Origin of the sequence: Haloarcula japonica DSM 6131 (genome assembly GCF_000336635.1) — an archaeon.
GTDB lineage: Archaea > Halobacteriota > Halobacteria > Halobacteriales > Haloarculaceae > Haloarcula > Haloarcula japonica.
Genome location: NZ_AOLY01000038.1, coordinates 44,743 through 58,720, shown reverse-complemented (window position 1 = coordinate 58,720; position 13,978 = coordinate 44,743). Strand labels below are relative to the sequence as shown.

Annotated in this window: 17 protein-coding genes; 9 read left to right on the top strand and 8 right to left on the bottom strand. The window is 63.4% G+C overall.

Features of this window, described 5'->3' with window-relative positions; genetic code table 11:
- Positions 1 to 321 precede the first annotated feature (321 nt).
- The 5 genes from C444_RS22410 (at position 322) to C444_RS14355 (ending at position 3,702) form a co-directional block, all read left to right on the top strand.
- On the top strand, positions 322 to 495 hold the full coding sequence (locus tag C444_RS22410; protein WP_004593694.1) for a hypothetical protein: 174 nt from the start codon (positions 322 to 324) through the stop codon (positions 493 to 495).
- Positions 496 to 543: 48 nt separating this feature from the next.
- Positions 544 to 735: a hypothetical protein gene (locus tag C444_RS14370; protein ID WP_049909537.1), complete on the top strand. Its 192-nt coding sequence runs from the start codon at positions 544 to 546 to the stop codon at positions 733 to 735.
- Positions 736 to 812: 77 nt separating this feature from the next.
- Positions 813 to 2,474 carry a CTP synthase gene (locus C444_RS14365; RefSeq protein ID WP_004593692.1) on the top strand — a complete coding sequence of 554 codons (1,662 nt, stop codon included), beginning with the start codon at positions 813 to 815 and terminating at the stop codon, positions 2,472 to 2,474.
- Positions 2,474 to 3,391, top strand: coding sequence for a glutamine-hydrolyzing GMP synthase (gene guaA, locus C444_RS14360; protein WP_004593691.1), 918 nt, complete (start codon positions 2,474 to 2,476; stop codon positions 3,389 to 3,391). The genes C444_RS14365 and guaA overlap by 1 nt, the downstream gene beginning before the upstream one ends.
- A complete protein-coding gene (locus C444_RS14355; protein WP_004593690.1) occupies positions 3,388 to 3,702 on the top strand; it encodes a DUF7126 family protein in 315 nt (104 codons plus the stop codon). Before guaA ends, C444_RS14355 begins: the two co-directional genes overlap by 4 nt.
- Here the strand turns inward: C444_RS14355 and C444_RS14350 are convergent, their stop codons facing one another.
- The 4 genes from C444_RS14350 to C444_RS14335 all read right to left on the bottom strand — a co-directional run bounded on the left by C444_RS14350 (position 3,703) and on the right by C444_RS14335 (position 7,085).
- On the bottom strand, positions 3,703 to 4,377 hold the full coding sequence (locus C444_RS14350) for an MBL fold metallo-hydrolase (protein ID WP_004593689.1): 675 nt from the start codon (positions 4,375 to 4,377) through the stop codon (positions 3,703 to 3,705).
- Between the two features lie 41 nt (positions 4,378 to 4,418).
- Positions 4,419 to 4,826 (bottom strand): DUF7534 family protein, encoded by a 408-nt coding sequence (locus tag C444_RS14345; protein ID WP_004593688.1) that lies wholly within the window; start codon positions 4,824 to 4,826, stop codon positions 4,419 to 4,421.
- A 91-nt stretch (positions 4,827 to 4,917) separates the two neighbouring features.
- Entirely contained in the window at positions 4,918 to 6,030 is a 1,113-nt protein-coding gene (locus C444_RS14340; protein ID WP_004593687.1) for a glutamate-cysteine ligase family protein, read from the bottom strand.
- Between the two features lie 230 nt (positions 6,031 to 6,260).
- A complete protein-coding gene (locus C444_RS14335) occupies positions 6,261 to 7,085 on the bottom strand; it encodes an aldo/keto reductase (protein ID WP_004593686.1) in 825 nt (274 codons plus the stop codon).
- A gap of 253 nt (positions 7,086 to 7,338) precedes the next feature.
- Here C444_RS14335 and C444_RS14330 point away from each other — a divergent pair, with 253 nt between their 5' ends.
- Complete coding sequence (locus tag C444_RS14330) at positions 7,339 to 7,848, top strand: hypothetical protein (RefSeq protein WP_004593685.1); 510 nt, start codon at positions 7,339 to 7,341, stop codon at positions 7,846 to 7,848.
- Between the two features lie 98 nt (positions 7,849 to 7,946).
- On the opposite strand, the gene C444_RS14325 is transcribed toward C444_RS14330, so the two are convergent.
- Positions 7,947 to 8,912, bottom strand: coding sequence for a WD40/YVTN/BNR-like repeat-containing protein (locus C444_RS14325; RefSeq protein WP_004593684.1), 966 nt, complete (start codon positions 8,910 to 8,912; stop codon positions 7,947 to 7,949).
- Positions 8,913 to 9,118: 206 nt separating this feature from the next.
- A complete protein-coding gene (locus C444_RS14320) occupies positions 9,119 to 10,069 on the bottom strand; it encodes a molybdopterin-binding protein (protein ID WP_004593683.1) in 951 nt (316 codons plus the stop codon).
- Positions 10,070 to 10,181: 112 nt separating this feature from the next.
- Here C444_RS14320 and C444_RS22405 point away from each other — a divergent pair, with 112 nt between their 5' ends.
- The 3 genes from C444_RS22405 to C444_RS14310 all read left to right on the top strand — a co-directional run bounded on the left by C444_RS22405 (position 10,182) and on the right by C444_RS14310 (position 12,577).
- Positions 10,182 to 10,346: a hypothetical protein gene (locus C444_RS22405; RefSeq protein WP_167320813.1), complete on the top strand. Its 165-nt coding sequence runs from the start codon at positions 10,182 to 10,184 to the stop codon at positions 10,344 to 10,346.
- A 128-nt stretch (positions 10,347 to 10,474) separates the two neighbouring features.
- A complete protein-coding gene (locus C444_RS14315; RefSeq protein ID WP_004593682.1) occupies positions 10,475 to 10,795 on the top strand; it encodes a hypothetical protein in 321 nt (106 codons plus the stop codon).
- A 42-nt stretch (positions 10,796 to 10,837) separates the two neighbouring features.
- Positions 10,838 to 12,577: a histidine kinase N-terminal 7TM domain-containing protein gene (locus C444_RS14310; protein WP_049909536.1), complete on the top strand. Its 1,740-nt coding sequence runs from the start codon at positions 10,838 to 10,840 to the stop codon at positions 12,575 to 12,577.
- 9 nt (positions 12,578 to 12,586) lie between these two features.
- Here the strand turns inward: C444_RS14310 and C444_RS14305 are convergent, their stop codons facing one another.
- Together C444_RS14305 and C444_RS14300 are read right to left on the bottom strand one after the other, a co-directional pair.
- Positions 12,587 to 13,285 carry an SDR family NAD(P)-dependent oxidoreductase gene (locus C444_RS14305; protein ID WP_004593680.1) on the bottom strand — a complete coding sequence of 233 codons (699 nt, stop codon included), beginning with the start codon at positions 13,283 to 13,285 and terminating at the stop codon, positions 12,587 to 12,589.
- An 87-nt stretch (positions 13,286 to 13,372) separates the two neighbouring features.
- A complete protein-coding gene (locus C444_RS14300; protein ID WP_004593679.1) occupies positions 13,373 to 13,936 on the bottom strand; it encodes an NUDIX hydrolase in 564 nt (187 codons plus the stop codon).
- Positions 13,937 to 13,978 lie beyond the last annotated feature (42 nt).

The following is a 13,978-nucleotide window of genomic DNA, read 5'->3' as shown; positions in this document are numbered from 1 at the left end:
TGTATAAGAGACAGGCCCGATACAGGTCGTAGTCGGGAAGCGTGATGGGACAGTTGATTGGGAACCGGTCCTCGACCGGGCCACCGTGCTGGGACAGACGGTTGAGCGCCTACCAGCCGACCACCATTTTGTCGGTCAGAGCGGTCGTATCGGCGAGACGGTTGGGCCGTTTCTCCGCGACCACCTGTAGCTACTGCGACCGCTGTTCAGGGTCCGTAGTTGATTGTTGCCGCTAGTTCAGCACCAAGTGAAAACATAGTTCAGAATACATATGCTGGACAATGTCGAAAGACAGAGGCGCTGTCGACCCGACCTCAAAGTATGGATCGCCCGCTTGTGTTCGCTGCCGTCTCGTTTATCGCCACGCTGGTGACGCTGTTAGTACTGATGCAGACAGCACTTGTCGCGGGCGGGCCGGTACGGGCGCTTGTGCTCGCCTCGGCTAGTGCCATCGGGACGTACTTCGCCATCCGATCCGGCGTGCTCAAGTCCTGACTCCCGGTTGAAGATACATTTATACTATATACCAATAAATAATGTTGTATGTCAACCCGAACCAGGGCAGCCGTGTCTCACTCGACACGACACGGCGTCGTCTCGCTTCTGGGGGGATTCGTCGCCGGCTACCTGCTGTTCATCGCAATCGGCTCCAGTCCCAGTGATGCGGTGTTTTCGGCGCTGTCACTTGCTGCACTCGTGGCTGCGTGGCGCGTCCTCACGCAGCCTTCAGTATAGTCGCGTTGACACTGCGACGGGGTGGCGAACAGTGCGCGCTCCGAAACCGTTTAGACCACGCGGGGTTCACCGTCGGTATGCCGACCGAACCCGAAACGGACTACGACCCGGAACTGGGTCGGAAGTTCATCTTCGTCACCGGTGGCGTGATGTCTGGCCTGGGGAAAGGCATCACCGCCGCCAGCACAGGCAGATTACTCAAAAACGCCGGGTTCGACGTTACAGCGGTCAAGATTGACCCGTATCTGAACGTCGACGCCGGGACGATGAACCCCTTCCAGCACGGCGAGGTGTACGTGCTCAAAGACGGCGGGGAGGTCGACCTCGACCTGGGGAACTACGAGCGGTTCCTCGACATCGACATGACCTTCGATCACAACGTCACTACGGGGAAGACCTACCAGCACGTCATCGAGAAGGAGCGATCCGGCGACTATCTCGGTCGCACGGTTCAGATCATCCCGCACATCACCGACGACATCAAGCGCCGTATCCGCGAGGCCGCCGAGGGCAACGACGTCTGTATCATCGAAGTCGGGGGCACGGTCGGTGACATCGAGGGGATGCCATATCTCGAAGCGCTCCGGCAGTTCGCCCACGAGGAAGACGAGGACGATATTCTCTTTACTCACGTCACGCTCGTCCCCTACTCGAAAAACGGCGAGCAGAAGACCAAGCCGACCCAGCATTCCGTGAAGGAACTGCGCTCTATCGGTCTCCAGCCTGACATTCTCGTCGGCCGCTGTTCGGACAAACTCGACATCGACACGAAAGAGAAGATCGCGCTGTTCTGTGACGTGCCGACGGAAGCAGTCTTCTCGAACCCCGATGTCGACGACATCTACCACGTCCCGCTGATGGTCGAGGAGGAAGGCCTCGATCAGTACGTGATGGAAGAACTCGACATCGCCTCGGAGGCGCTGCCCGAAGACGAACGGGAGAACCGCTGGCGTGACCTCGTCACCCAGAACACAGAGGGCGAGGTCGAAGTCGCTCTCGTCGGCAAATACGACCTCGAAGACGCCTACATGTCCGTCCACGAGGCGCTGAAACACGCCGGCCTTGAGAAAAACGTCGACGTGAACGTCCGGTGGGTCAACTCGGAGAAGATGAGCGACCACCACGCCGACCGGATGCGCGAGGCCGACGCCATCGTCGTGCCGGGCGGCTTCGGTGCTCGCGGTACGGAGGGCAAAATCGAGGCGATCCGGTACGCCCGCGAGAACGACGTGCCGTTCCTCGGCCTGTGTCTCGGCTTCCAGATGGCCGTCGTCGAGTACGCCCGGAACGTGCTGGACCTGGGCGGCGCTCATTCAGCGGAACTGGAAGAGGACACGCCCCACCCCGTCATCGATATCCTGCCCGAGCAGTACGAGATCGAGGACATGGGCGGGACGATGCGGCTGGGTGCCCACGAGACCGAAATCGACGCGAACACGCTCGCCGCAACGCTGTACGGCGGCGAGTCCTGCACGGAGCGGCACCGCCACCGGTACGAGGTCAACCCCGAGTACATCGACGACCTCGAAGCCGCCGGGCTGAAGTTCTCCGGCCGCGCCGGGAACCGTATGGAGATACTCGAACTTGCGCCCGAGGACCACCCGTACTTCATTGGGACGCAGTTCCATCCTGAGTTCCGCTCCCGACCGACCCGCGCTAGCCCGCCGTTCGTCGGCCTGCTCGAAGCGGTCCTCGGCGACGACCCCCACACTGCGACGACTGAGGAGGTGAGCCACTGATGGTGAACGTCGACGAGTTCATCGAGGAGGCGAAAGCCGAGATCGCCGAGGAGATCGGAGACAAGCACGCCGTCATCGGGCTCTCTGGGGGTGTCGACTCTTCGACGGCCGCTGCGCTGGCCTACGAGGCTATCGGCGACCAGCTCACCGCCGTCTACGTCGACACCGGGCTGATGCGGAAAGGCGAGACCGACGAGATCCGTGAGACCTTCGACTACATGGATTCGCTGCGCATCGTCGAGGCACAGGACCGATTCCTCGACGAACTCGAAGGCGAGACCGACCCCGAGGAGAAGCGCCACATCATCGGCGAGCAGTTCATCCGGGAGTTCGAAACGGTCGCCCGCGAGGTCGACGCCGACTACCTCGTTCAGGGGACCATCTACCCGGACCGTATCGAGAGCGAGGGGACGATCAAGTCTCACCACAACGTCGGCGGTCTTCCGGAGCGAATCGACTTCGACGGCATCGTCGAGCCGATGCGGGACCTCTACAAGGACGAGGTTCGCGAGGTCGCCCGCGCGCTCGACCTCGAAGAAATCATCTCCGAGCGCATGCCGTTCCCCGGCCCGGGACTCGCCGTCCGTATCATCGGCGAGGTCACCGCGGAGAAACTGGAGGTGGCCCGCGAGGCCAACCACGTCGTCGAGGAGGAACTGGAGGAGTACGAGCCATGGCAGGCCCTGGCCGCGGTGATTGGTAAGGCCACGGGCGTCAAAGGCGATAACCGCGTTCACGGCTGGGTCGTCGCCGTCCGCTCCGTCGAGAGCCGGGACGGGATGACCGCCCGCGCACAGGAACTCGACTGGGACACGCTCCAGCGCATCCAGTCGCGCATCACCGGGGCGCACGAGAACGTCGCCCGCGTCGTCTACGACGTGACCCACAAACCGCCGGCGACCATCGAGTACGAATGAACGTCGTTCTCGTCGGCTCGGACCCCAACGGACTCACGGACGCGCTCGAAGCCGAAGGACACACTGTGACGGTCGCTGACGTGGGCAACCGACCCGGGCTGGAGGAGGCCGGCATCCACGAGGCAGACGTGTACCTGCTGACCGAGATGTCCCAGGCTACCTCCATCGCCGTCGCCAAGGATCTCAACCCCGACCTACGGGTCGTCATCTACGCTGAGGGCTCCCTGCCGGACTTCGCCAGCCGACAGACGGACCTCGTGGTCGATCCGAACCTGCTCGACGCCGCGGCGGTCGCCGAGGAACTGGACTGATTACAGCGTCGCTGCCAGCCGGTCGAGCCGCTCCGAGCCGCTTTTTTCGAAGGGGACGCCGTGGCCCGGGACCGCGACCTCGAAAGCGGGCGACCGGTCCGCGAAGTCGCTGATACTCCGGGCGACGGCGTCGGTGTCATAGCTCATCAGCCACGGCGAGGGCTCGAAGCGGCCGCTGTCCTCACGGACAAGATCACCCAGCAGCCCCAGCGACAGCTCCTCACCGACGTAACAGACGTGGCCCGGCGTGTGTCCAGGGGTGTGATAGACGGTGAAACTGCCGATGGTGTCGCCGTCGGCGAGAGGGACGACTTCGTTGTCCGGCGCGTCCAGCAACGCCGAGAGGAATCGCTGGAATGCGCCCTTGTGGTTGCCCAGCGGTGAGGCCTGTTCGCCGGTGACCAGCGGTGCGTCCCGCTCACCCACGTAAATGGTCACATCGAGGCCGTCGAAGGCTGACAGCCCGCCGACGTGGTCGAAATCGAAGTGTGTGAGGAGTATTCTGTCGAGATCACGGAGTTCGTAGCCGGCGTCGCTCAGGCCGGCGATGAGTCCGTTGCCGTGCCAGGGCAGCCCTGTGTCGACGAGTGTGAGCGCTCCGTCGTCGTCAACGAGCGTCGCGTTGACTCCCCTGAGATCGTACCACCAGATGTCGTCAGTCAGCGCTGTGGGCATAGGGATAGTTACTCTAGCTGGCGACTAAACCGTCCCGACAGCTACTGGCTGGGCCGCAGGTAGCCGCCCCGGTAGACCAGGAGGTAGGCAACCGGGAGGAGACCGGCGAAGGCAGCTGGGAGATAGTAGAGCTGTGTGACGGGGTCCGGTGGTCCGAGCACGGCACCGACAACGAAGGCACCGACGCCCGCACTCGCGAGCGTCATGAGTCCGTGGTCAAGTCGCTCCGGCGGGTGCGCCCGCGTCCCTCGCCTATAGAGGTAGTAGGGGAGAATGAACAGGGCGAAGACGATACCGATGGCCCACACCACCGGCGACCCGCTCTCTCGTGCCCGCGCGTCTCTGTAGGTCCAGAGGCCGATCGATCCCACCGTTGTGGCCCACACCAGCACGGAGAGTGCGGCGAAGACGGCGGGCGGAAGCGACCCGAGGAGCGCATCGGTAACCATGTTAGGAGAGCAAAGACTGTCGGCGACTATATGTTCAGTGGTTGATTGGTCTGTGGCCACCGCCGGCGTGAGCCACTCCATCGCTGGTCGGTCAGTCCATGGCAACTGGGTCGACCTGCCGCAGGTCCGCTTTGAGTCGGGTGGCGTGGTCCAGCCGGATCTCCCTGGCTGCTTCGGGCGTGACTGGCTCCGGCCTATCGAAGGTGGCCGAAACAGGGTCGTACGCGTCTACCTCGAATCCCATTCGGTCGAGATACGGCTCCACGCCGTCGGCGGTAACACCGTCACAGATCGCGTCGGTAGCGTATTCGAGGACCGAATCGAACTCCGGAAGCACGATTTCGTCGTCGGTAACACGGCCCCGCTGGCCGTCGATACGGACCGGTGTTCCCTTGAGATGCTCCATCAGACCCGTGATGTCCTCAGCCAGTGACAGCACCTCGCTCGGCAGCGCAGTGTCGGGCGACCGCCACTCAACGGTGCCGAACTCGGCCCGGAGTTGAACCGGCGTCCAGATAGCGCTTTCCGGGTCGAAATTCGCGACAGCAGTCTGGCGGTTGAGACCGGCGTCGATAGCCGCGGTCACGAACTCGTCATAGCGCCGTTCGAGCCGCCGGTCCCATTCGGCCCTGTCGGTGACGTACGACCACAGCCAGCCCTGGTGTGGCACCGAATTGTACGCCATCCACCGGTACAGCTTCGAGCGCGCCCCGTCAGCCAGTCGCCGTCCCCGGAAGTACGGCGATGACGAGACGAGCGCCAGCGCGGGGTCGATGGCGATCAGCGTGTTCAACTGGTCGATTGCCCGCCCCGGCTGCTGTTCGACGTGGATGTGTGTGCCGGCGCAGTGGCGAACGAACTCGAAATCGTCGCCGATGACACAGTTTTGAATCCGCGTCCGGTCGCTTGGAATCTCCTGAATCTCGTCGGCATTGACTGGTGTCGAAAGCGGCACGAGGCGTTTTCCGAGGTCGTCGGCCTGCCGCAACACGGCCCCGAGCCGGCCAAGGAGTTCCTCGCGCAGTTCTGTCGCTGTCTCACACGGCGTCGTCTTGACCTCCAGCAGGGGCTCGACGAACTCCCGCTCCGCACCCGGGGTTGCGTCAACGAGTGTTCCCGGCTCGACCAACCGGCCTGCGTCGTCGATGACCCAGTACTCCACTTCGATGCTCCGCCGTATCGGTTCGGATTCGTGTACTGACACAGTGGCCTCGCTGTGGATTCAGCGGTGTGTCCCAACGCCGCACTCTAGTGGTAACGCACCACACGAATGCTATGATGAGACAGCTTATGGCAGTTGTGGGATTCGTAATATTTGCGGCGGGAAAGGATACAAACATAGTTAAATAATCTGAAGAAGAGGATGTATGTCCAGACAAATCGAATACAATCCACAAGCCGGGACTTCAAGTCTATATGAACTGGCGCTTCCGCTCAGAACGGCAACTGCGACCGGACGAACTGCACGCCGGTTTTGATCTTCGACGGGTCCCGGATACGCTCCATCTCCGCGTCGGTGAGTTCGAAGTCGAAGACAGCCATATTTGCTTCCAGATGGTCGCGGCTGGATGCCTTCGGAATCGCGGCTACGCCGTCCTGCTGGAGGAGCCACCGCAAGGCGACCTGCGCCGGGGACTTCGCGTACTTGTTTCCGATCTGGACAAGCGCGGGGTCGTCGAGGACGCCGCCGCGGGCGAGCGGACTGTAGGCGGTCAGGAGCACGTCGTGGATGCGGCAGTAGTCAAGCAGTTTCCGCTGGTCCCAGTAAGGGTGGTACTGCACCTGATCGGTGAGGATTGGGGCCGCGGAGAGTTCTCGGGCCTCGTCCAGCAGCGACGGTGAGAAGTTGCTGACGCCGATGTGACGGACCAGTCCCTCCTCGACAAGGTTGTTCATCGCGCCGAGCGTCTCCGACAGCGACGCCATCCACGGGGTGTTCGGCCAGTGGATGAGCAGGAGGTCCAGGTAGTCCGTTCCCAGCTTGTTCAGGCTCTCCCGCGTCGACCGCCGGACGCTCCGTTCGTCGCGGTTGGAGCCGTCGAGCTTCGTCGTCAGAAACACGTCCTCGCGGTCGACTGCGGCGGCCTCCATCCCCAGGCCCACCTGTCGCTCGTTGCCGTAGGCCTGTGCCGTGTCGACGTGCCGGTAGCCCATCTCCAGGGCCGCTTCGACGGTCTCGCGGCAGGTCTGGCCGGTCAACTGCCATGTTCCGAGGCCGAGTGCGGGGACCGACGTTCCCTGAACCTGAATCTCGTCCATACCGCCTGTTCGCGTCACACCGGTAAAACGTCGGTGTCGCTCTGACAATTCGATGTGGCTGAGAGTTCAGGGGTATGTCGTGGCTACTGGCGGGAGTCGTCGATATATATCATGAACGATTTTTAGGTATTAAGCGCACTTCCGATCTATCTGCGATGTCTCGCCGGAGACAGGAGAGAGGCAATGAGCCAACAGTATCCACGACGGCGGTCCGTATCGGCGGACGAACAGCTCGGGACGGGAGGCGTCACGGATGAGTGAACTGGCCGGCGTCTTCGTCTCGTTGACGACCGGGTCCGGGAGACACGAGGGGACCGACGACCACGTGTACCTCGGCGTCTGTGGCACGGTCGGCGGCCGCGAGTTCGCGCTCAACGTCGAAAACTTCGACGACTGGGAGGAAGGCAGCGTCGTGACCTACTCTTTCGGACAGTACGCGAACTTCTACGGCGGGAAGGACCCGCGGACTGCGGCCGACCAGCTCGACCGGATGACGATTTGCCTGCCGAATATAACGCACGTCTATCTCCGCAAACAGGGGGACCGGACGACGTCGGGCGACGATTACTGGGAGCTACAGGAGTGCCACGTCAACCTCCACTCACAGTCCTCGACCCGGCAGTTCGTCTCCACCGGAACGGCGCGGCTCGGGAACGAGTACGGACACAAAATCTGGCTCGCCGAAACGTTCCACCAGGGGACGTACCGGGACGCGCGGCTCCCCGCGGATGGGGCTGCGGAGTGCGAACGCCAGCGGGAGTGAACGCCTTCGGATAAACGGACAGCAAACCAGGCCCGTCACACCAGCGGGCCGTCTTTCGATGCGGGCACGAGCAGCCAGCCAGGGACCTGCGGCGGTTCCTACTTCTCCAGGATAGTTCCGCCCGAGCCGACCGCGATGTCGGTGCCGCCGCGGACGACGGCTTTCAGATTCTCACCCGCAGGCGTCTCCTCCGGGGTCCAGTCGCCGCCGCCGAGACTGTACACCTTACCGCCGCCACCGACCGTGTAGCCGGTGCTGTCGTCGTCGGTGACCTCGATGTCGCGCAGGCCGGCGTCGCCCGTGTCGGTCGGCGTCCACTCGGACCCGTTCCAGTGGAAGATCATGCCGCCGCCGCCGGAGACCCACACGTCATCCGGGCCGTCGGAGTCGACGCCGTAGAAGTTGACGTTGGCGTCGGCGAGGCCGATCTTGTTCCACGTCGAACCGTCGTCGGTGACGAAGACGCTCTTGTTCCCGTCGACGATGTGGCCCGAGCGGACGCCGTGGAAGTCGACGGCGTTGATGGCCGACCCGGACCCGGGCGTGGTGTAGTCCCACGTCTGACTCGCGCCGTTCTCGAAGCTGTAGTACATCTTCCCGGAGTCGCCGGCGACGTAGACGTTCGCCTCGCCGGCGTTACCGGTCACGGACACGTCGTTGAAGTTGTTGGTGACGTCCATCGGGGCGCTGTGGTTGGTGAGCACGCCCGACTCCACGTCGTACTCGCCGATAGCGCCCGAGGCCCCGACGAACCAGAGGGCCTTCCCGTCGTCGGTCACGTCGGCCCCGTAGAGGCTGTTCCCGTTGCCGGTCGGGCCGCCACCGAGGACCTTCTGCCAGCCTGTGCTGGTTCGTTCAAGTACGATGCCGCCACCCGCCACGGCGTACGCACCCGCGGCCGTGTATTCGACATCGTGGAGGGTGTTCCCAGTCGGGGACTCGACGGATTCCCAGGGGCCGGCCGCCGCAACCGTACCGGAGAGGGCCGTCCCACCCAGTGCGGCCGCAGCTGTCGCGCCGATACCCTTGAGTACGCCGCGTCGTGTCGCGTTGCGATCGGACATGACACCTGATCCTGTGGACTGGCTCCACTTCAATGGGGGACGCAGTTAACGACCTTTCACAGCGATTTAACCGTTTAAACGGTCGATATTCGGAAGAATAGCCCATTAGCTGTAGAAAAATTGGCGGCCCGGAACGAACCGGCAAAATATCACGTTAAGTCGGGTAAACGGACACAAGACTGATAACACGAATCCGTCGGCCGTAATCAGGACAGGTCAGCAACGAGCGACGGGGCTTCCGCCGCGATGATCTCGTCGATGGCAACACTGGCCGCCGCCGGATCCGCGGGCAGGCAGAACACCGGCGTCCCGTCGGCGATGCCAGCCGTTGCGCGGACAGCGATGACACTCGTCCCTTGTTGTTCGAAAAGGAGGCCCCGGTACACCTCCTCGAATCCCGGCAGGGCTTTCTCGAACAGCGGGTGGACCGCTTCGAGCGTCTGCTCCGACGGGGCGACGCCGAGTCCCCCCGCGGTGACGACGGTCTCCACGTCGTCACGTCCGACCAACCTGTCGACGGCCTCCTGAATGCCGTCGTAGTCCCCTCGAAGGCGTTCGCGGGCTGTGACCGTCTGGCCGGTCGCTTCGAGTGCTGTCTCCACCGCCTCGCCCGTCGGGTCGCCTTCTTCGGTTGCCGTCCCGACGGTGACGACGGCGGTGGTCACCGACTGTTCTTGCGGCGCGTCGTCCTGGGTGACTGTCTGCGCTCTCGTCTCATCCGTTGCCTGAACCGATGTTTCCTGCGGTGTATCCGCCGGTTGGGTCCCTGTCTGTGTCTCAGAGAGGGGGTCCTCGTCAGGTTCCTGTATCTGCTCAGCAACGCCCCCGGAGTTCTGTGTTTCACCCGCTGGCTGGCTGTCTGTACCTTGGTTTGCTGCCTCGTCGATTCGCTCTGCGACGCCGCTATCAGCTTCAGGCTCCGACGTGGAATCGTCACCGTCCCCCGCAGAAGTCTCCGTTCCGTCACCCTCACTTGCTGCTCTGTCGACGTTTTCCGGTGCTGTGTCCGCTGCTTCGGTTGGCTCTGAAGTGGTGGCCTCGGTACCAGTATCGGTTGCTGCGGATTCCTCGTCGTCCCCCGTCTCGCCCTCGTCTGTCTCGTCGTCTTCCCCGTCAGTCGAACCCCGGCGTGTGTCACGGGACTGGAAATCCACCATACTCCCCCATCGGTTGCGGTGGATAAATACCCTGACGACCGTTTGCGCGACTATAATCTGTATAATATTTGAAACCGATAGTCTTAAAATATGGGGTGAAGAACAAAAATGTATGGTTGGGAGATACCACGTCGTCTGCCATGAATGTGCGTTTGAGGGACTGTACGAAGACTCGTCGGTCGCGGAGGGCCAGCGGGACGCACACGCTTCCGACAGCGGCCATCGGCTGAGTCTGCGTGACATCTCAAGCCAGGAAGCCCCTAGTCTGTCGCAGTAACGGGACCGTTAGCGTTTTGCGCTCGCTTGCCTGACTCCGAGATATGCAGCCACGTTGTTCCGTCGGTATTACTGGAGGTCGTCCCATCGTGACGCACCGTTCGAGCGGGCGCGACGGGGGGCGTGTCGATGGCTGACGATGAGTCCGGCTACGTCCACCGTCCTGACACGGAGCCACAGTCCGCAGACGCCCCTCGTGCGGACAGTGAGACAGGCACGGAAGCTGCCGACGGTCCCGAGTTCGGAACGAGCGGCTGGATTCTGGTTGGAATGATCGGCGTGGCGTTCCTTTTCGTTCCCGGCGCAATTTTGCTCTTGCCGGCCGCCCAGAGCGTTATCAGTAGCTTCGGGCTCACGCTCCGGGATGCCTATCTCACGCTCCCGCTCGTCCCGGCGTTCGTACTCGGTGCCCTCGCCGTGTGGTCCGCGGTTCGTTCGCAGTCGAAGTGACCGAGAATAGTTATATCAGGGACGCCATTACTACGCTACTGAATGGTCCTGTCGCCGCTTACTGTCGTTTTATTGTCGGGTGTTGTCGGTATGGGCGTCGCCTTTCTGGTGTGGCTCCACCGGGATCGGCCGGGCGCGGGACCGCTGGCAGTGTTCGTCGTTGCGGCGAGCCTCTGGGCCGTGACGTACGGTATCGAGCTCGCTGTGCCGGGGCTGTCTACCATGGAGCGGCTTGTCCAGGCACAGTTGACGCTCTCAGTAATCATCCCTGTCGCCTGGCTCGTAACGGTTATCGAGTACACGGGACACCCACACTGGCTCACGCAGCGCCGAACAGCGCTGTTGCTCGTCGAACCGGCGGTGTTTGTCACGCTCGTGTGGTCGAACCACGCCCACGAACTCATCTGGTCCGGCCACGGGACACACTCCGTCTCCGCATCGTCGGTAGCCCTCGCTCCCGCGTACGGAGTCATGTACTGGGGGCACATGTCCTACATACTGCTGTTGATTCTCGCCGGCGGTGTCCTCCTGTTGCGGATGCTGTTCCGGTCGAACCAGGTGTTTCAGGGTCAGGGGGTCGCATTGTTGCTCGCCATCGCCGTCCCGACGGTCGTCCAGACGCTGTTTGTGCTCGGTGCGGTACCGATTCCGTTCAACCCGACGAGTCTCGGGTACGTCGCGTCTGGGGCCGTCCTCTCAGTCGCCATCCTCCGCGGACAACTGCTCGATGTGGCACCGGTGACCCGGGAACTGGGCCGGGAAGCGATCTTTACCGAAATGGATGATATGGTCATCATTGTCGACGACGAGCGCCGCATCGTCGATATCAACGCGACCGCAACAGCGCTGTTCGACGGTGACCAGAACGCGCTGCTGGGCCGTTCGCTACCGCATACATTACCGGCACTCGCCGAGACGGTCCCCGGCCCCGGTGAGCGAACGCAGACCGAGACGACCCTCGAACACGAGGGCAGCGTCCGGTACTACGACGTGCGCGTGATACCGCTGTACCGCGCGTACGGCGTTGTCTCGGGCCACCTCATCAGCCTCCGAGATATCACAGACCGCCGACAGCGGGAACAGCGGCTGGACGTGCTCAACCGCTTGCTCCGTCACGATATCCGGAACGAGATGAACGTCGTCAAAGGGAACGCGGACCTGCTCCGGGACACGGCCGACGCCGACGAACGCGAGCGACTCGACCGCATTATCAGTACAGTCGACGACATCGTCGCCCGCAGCAACAAGATCGGCCGAGTCACCGAGGCCCTGGAGACTGAACAGCACAGCCCGACAGCGCTTCAGCAGCTGCTAGAATCGGTCGTGAGCGATGCTCGGGACCGTCGCCCTGACGTGGCGATCACGCTCACCTGCGAGGATGATCTCTGGATACGGGGCGGTCCGTCGGTTCTCATCGCGCTGGAGGAACTGGTCGAGAACGCCGTCGAACATCAGGCGACCGATGAGGGCCCAGTTGTGGTCGAGATTACAGCGACACGGGCCGACGGAACGCCGGGCGTCCGTGTAGCCGTTCACGACAACGGTCCCGGTATCACTGACCACGAGCGCGAGGTCATCCGCTCGGGGACCGAAACGCCGCTCAAACACGGCTCCGGCGTCGGGCTCTGGCTCGTCAACTGGATCGTCCGAAACCTCGGCGGCCGGATGTCGTTCCCCGATACGGACGAGCCCGGAACGACTGTGGAACTGCAACTGCCGGCGGCTGAGCCAGTCCATGCGACGGACGAGCCAGCGACGGCCCACAGCGAGAACGCTGATTGATCGCTGCTGTTACCACTCGATCTCGGCCTTGTCGCGCCAGAACCGACCGCTCGGCGCGTCGGACCGGAAGCGAGCGAGCCAGACCGGCGTCTCGGCCCCTTCCTCTGGCGTTCGTGGCGCGCTCCCCTCGGTCATGTCCGTCTGAACATACCCCGGACATACCGAGTTGGCGATGAGGCCGTTGGCCGCATACTCGCCGTCGAGGTACTTGGTCAGGCCGTTGACGCCCGTCTTCGAGATGCGGTAGGCCGGCGTGCCGCCCGACTGGCTCTCGCTGATGGCCCCCAGCCCGGAGGACATGGTGACCACGCGGCCGCCCTCCTCGGCCAGCAACAGCGGGAGCGCGTACTTCGTCATGAGGACCGCTCCCCGGAGGTTCGTGTCGAGGGTGTGGTCGATGACGTCGGTCGGCATCTCGTCGAGCGGCTCTCGGGAGTCCATCACGCCGGCGTTGTTGACCAGGGCGTCGAGCCGGCCCTGCTCGCGCTCGATGCGGTCGACCGCGTCGACCATAGCGTCGTCGTCGGTCACGTCGAGTTCGACCGCGTGGCGGTCCGCGGCGTCGATGTCGTCGGTATCGCGAGCGCCGGCGTACACCGTCGCGTCGAGGTCGACCAGTCCGTCAGCGATTGCCTTCCCGATACCGCGCGTGGCACCGGTGACGAGTACGACCTGCCCGTCGAGGGACTCATAGAGCGGAACGTCCATACGCGGGGTTAGGCGGCGGGGCCGAAAAGAAAGGGGGTCGGGGTGCCGTCCCTGCGGTGCCGGAGACCCCGCTGGCGGTCGCCGACGTTACCGCTCCTCGTCGCGGCGCATCGCGATCTCGAACCAGGGACAGAGACGCAACTGACGGTAGTACTCGGGGTGTTCGCGGAGTCGCTCGTAGGGGACCCACATGAGGCCGTCGACCTCCTCGGGGTTGGGATCGAGCGAGGTGTCGTGCAGCGTGGCCTGTAGGACTGCACACACTTCCCACTCCAGGCCGGCGTTCTCGTAATAGCGCTTGTACTCGAACCGGTCGGTCACGCGGAGGTTCTGGTACTGCGAGGGGTCGATACCCAGTTCCTCTTCGAGGCGTTCCTCGGTGGCTTCGACCTGTGTCTGGCCCTGAACGGGGTGGGAGGCGACGGTGCCGTCCCAGTGTGTATCCCAGAGGCGCTTGTTCGCCGCGCGCTGGGCGAGGAGAATCCGGTCATCCTCGTCGAACAGCAGGGCGGTGAACGCGCGGTGGCGAACGCCGTCGCCAGTGTGGGCATCGAGTCGATTGACCAGCCCCTCCTCGTTGTCGTCGGCGTCTACCGCGATGACCTCCTGTCGGGCGTTTTCGTGCGTCTCGTCGACCGCGTCGGAACTCATATGTCGTACCTCTCACAGAGGCGCGTATTACGCCCTTCGACT

Bases quoted from the DNA above. Each gene is read 5' to 3' on its own strand.
- C444_RS22410 (WP_004593694.1), top strand. From the start codon at position 322: ATGGATCGCCCGCTTGTGTTCGCTGCCGTCTCGTTTATCGCCACGCTG.
- C444_RS14370 (WP_049909537.1), top strand. From the start codon at position 544: ATGTCAACCCGAACCAGGGCAGCCGTGTCTCACTCGACACGACACGGC.
- C444_RS14365 (WP_004593692.1), top strand. From the start codon at position 813: ATGCCGACCGAACCCGAAACGGACTACGACCCGGAACTGGGTCGGAAG.
- guaA (WP_004593691.1), top strand. From the start codon at position 2,474: ATGGTGAACGTCGACGAGTTCATCGAGGAGGCGAAAGCCGAGATCGCC.
- C444_RS14355 (WP_004593690.1), top strand. From the start codon at position 3,388: ATGAACGTCGTTCTCGTCGGCTCGGACCCCAACGGACTCACGGACGCG.
- C444_RS14350 (WP_004593689.1), bottom strand. From the start codon at position 4,377: ATGCCCACAGCGCTGACTGACGACATCTGGTGGTACGATCTCAGGGGA.
- C444_RS14345 (WP_004593688.1), bottom strand. From the start codon at position 4,826: ATGGTTACCGATGCGCTCCTCGGGTCGCTTCCGCCCGCCGTCTTCGCC.
- C444_RS14335 (WP_004593686.1), bottom strand. From the start codon at position 7,085: ATGGACGAGATTCAGGTTCAGGGAACGTCGGTCCCCGCACTCGGCCTC.
- C444_RS14330 (WP_004593685.1), top strand. From the start codon at position 7,339: ATGAGTGAACTGGCCGGCGTCTTCGTCTCGTTGACGACCGGGTCCGGG.
- C444_RS14325 (WP_004593684.1), bottom strand. From the start codon at position 8,912: ATGTCCGATCGCAACGCGACACGACGCGGCGTACTCAAGGGTATCGGC.
- C444_RS14320 (WP_004593683.1), bottom strand. From the start codon at position 10,069: ATGGTGGATTTCCAGTCCCGTGACACACGCCGGGGTTCGACTGACGGG.
- C444_RS22405 (WP_167320813.1), top strand. From the start codon at position 10,182: ATGGTTGGGAGATACCACGTCGTCTGCCATGAATGTGCGTTTGAGGGA.
- C444_RS14315 (WP_004593682.1), top strand. From the start codon at position 10,475: ATGGCTGACGATGAGTCCGGCTACGTCCACCGTCCTGACACGGAGCCA.
- C444_RS14310 (WP_049909536.1), top strand. From the start codon at position 10,838: ATGGTCCTGTCGCCGCTTACTGTCGTTTTATTGTCGGGTGTTGTCGGT.
- C444_RS14305 (WP_004593680.1), bottom strand. From the start codon at position 13,285: ATGGACGTTCCGCTCTATGAGTCCCTCGACGGGCAGGTCGTACTCGTC.
- C444_RS14300 (WP_004593679.1), bottom strand. From the start codon at position 13,936: ATGAGTTCCGACGCGGTCGACGAGACGCACGAAAACGCCCGACAGGAG.